Below are 1,727 nucleotides of genomic sequence, written 5' to 3'. Positions count from 1 at the left end.
TAGCACCAATTTTAACCCCCTGGTCAATCTATCGAACAGCGTCCTGAAGCTATCAATCTGCGATTGGAGAATGGGCATTATGATACTCAATCATTTTCAAAAAGCAACCTTGTCCATTATCTGCTGACAGTGGACTTTAAAACGCTTTTTTCCAGTCCTTGAATAACTTCTTGAAGCTTATCAATGACGGCTTCCAATGTTTGGAAAACCTTGTTTTTAAAACCTCGTTTTCGAATTTCTTTCCAGACTTGTTCAATAGGGTTCATTTCTGGTGTATAAGGTGGGATAAAAGCCAACTCAATATTACTTGGAATCTCTAAGGTACTTGATCTATGCCATATAGCATTATCCATGACAAGTAAAATATAGTCATCTGGATAAGCTTGTGAGACTTGCCGTAGAAATTCATTGGTCCACTCAGTATTGCATCCTCCAGCAATGAGGAAAAAGGAATCTCCTGTCTGAGCATCTACTGCCCCATAACAATATCGATATTCTCGCATATAATGACTAGGAATGCTAGGTCGGATTCCTTGAGGAGCCCAACAAGAACTCATCTTACTGATTCTTCCGAAACCAGCTTCATCTTGGTACATCAAACGTACTTTGTTATAAGTCCCCTCTTCTTTAAAGCGCTTACTTAAGGTCTCGAATGTAGATTTTATTTTTAGACGTCTCAATTGTCTGAGCGTCTGCCTTCTTGGGATGCTCAGGTCGAGGAGTGACCGTTCGCCAACCATGTCGTTTCAGGAGATAATAGAAACCATCACGTGTGGAAGTGCGACCAATCTCTTTTTGATAGGCTTCAAATAACTGATTGACAGTTACAAATTCCCCAGCCTGAGCAGCTTCTATATGACGTTTTAGAAATGCTTGTTCTTCTTCGTAAGTCATATATTCTCTATGACGTCCACCACGGGTCTCTTGAAGAAGCGCTTCTAAACCAAACTCCTTATATTTTTTCAAATTCCTCCAAACAGTTGTTTTATTGCAATCTAGCAAATCCATGATTTCCTTATAACTCTTTTCTTTTGAGCGAAAATAAATAATCTGTAGACGTTTATGATATTTGGCATACGATGAATCTCTTAGGAGTTTTTCAATGTTTTGTGTTTCTTCGTTTGTAAGTTTCATAACTACTATTATAAGATGTTTTTTGATTTTAGTCCATTATGAGATTGATACGGTTCTGCTTACAAGGGTGAAAAATTATTGTTTACTGGTCTTAACTGATCGAAGGACTAGGCATCAAATTATCCGATTGATTCCAAATAAAAGTGCTGAGGCGGTCAATCAGGCTTTAAAACTCATCTTAAAACAAGACAAGATTCTGTCCATCACGGCAGATAATGGTACAGAATTTAACCGCTTGTCTGATGTATTTTCTGAGGAACATATCTATTATGCGCACCCCTATGCCTCTTGGGAAAGGGGAACTGATGAGAATCACAACAGGCTCATTCGGAGATGGTTACCTAAGGGAACTAAGAAAACGACTCCCAAAGAAGTCGCATTCATCGAAAATTGGATTAATAACTATCCTAAAAAATGCTTGAACTACAAATCACCCAGAGAAGACTTCTTCATGGCTAACTTGAACTTGAAATTTGGCGAGAAGTTAGCAAATTGTAAAAAGTTTAAAAAAATTAGAAAAAGTAGTTGACAAAGTTTGAAAAGACTGTATAATAGTAAGAGTTGAAAATAACCACTCTGGTCCGTTGGTCAAG

General features: G+C 37.8%; 1 protein-coding gene and 1 pseudogene. One reads left to right on the top strand and one right to left on the bottom strand.

Features of this window, described 5'->3' with window-relative positions:
* Positions 1–116: 116 nt before the first annotated feature.
* Positions 117–1,134, bottom strand: a protein-coding gene (locus tag B4W83_RS00780; protein WP_087148657.1) for an IS630 family transposase whose coding sequence is annotated in 2 segments (ribosomal slippage) — positions 117–639 and positions 638–1,134 — 1,020 coding nt in all. Because the reading frame shifts where the segments join, the coding sequence is not laid out codon by codon here.
* Between the two features lie 34 nt (positions 1,135–1,168).
* On the opposite strand from B4W83_RS00780, the pseudogene B4W83_RS00775 reads away from it, so the two are divergent.
* Positions 1,169–1,663, top strand: a pseudogene (locus B4W83_RS00775) (IS30 family transposase); the annotation flags it as partial.
* Positions 1,664–1,727 lie beyond the last annotated feature (64 nt).

Source organism: Streptococcus pseudopneumoniae ATCC BAA-960 = CCUG 49455 (genome assembly GCF_002087075.1).
Classification (GTDB): Bacteria; Bacillota; Bacilli; order Lactobacillales; family Streptococcaceae; genus Streptococcus; species Streptococcus pseudopneumoniae.
This window is presented reverse-complemented; position numbering and strand designations above follow the sequence as displayed.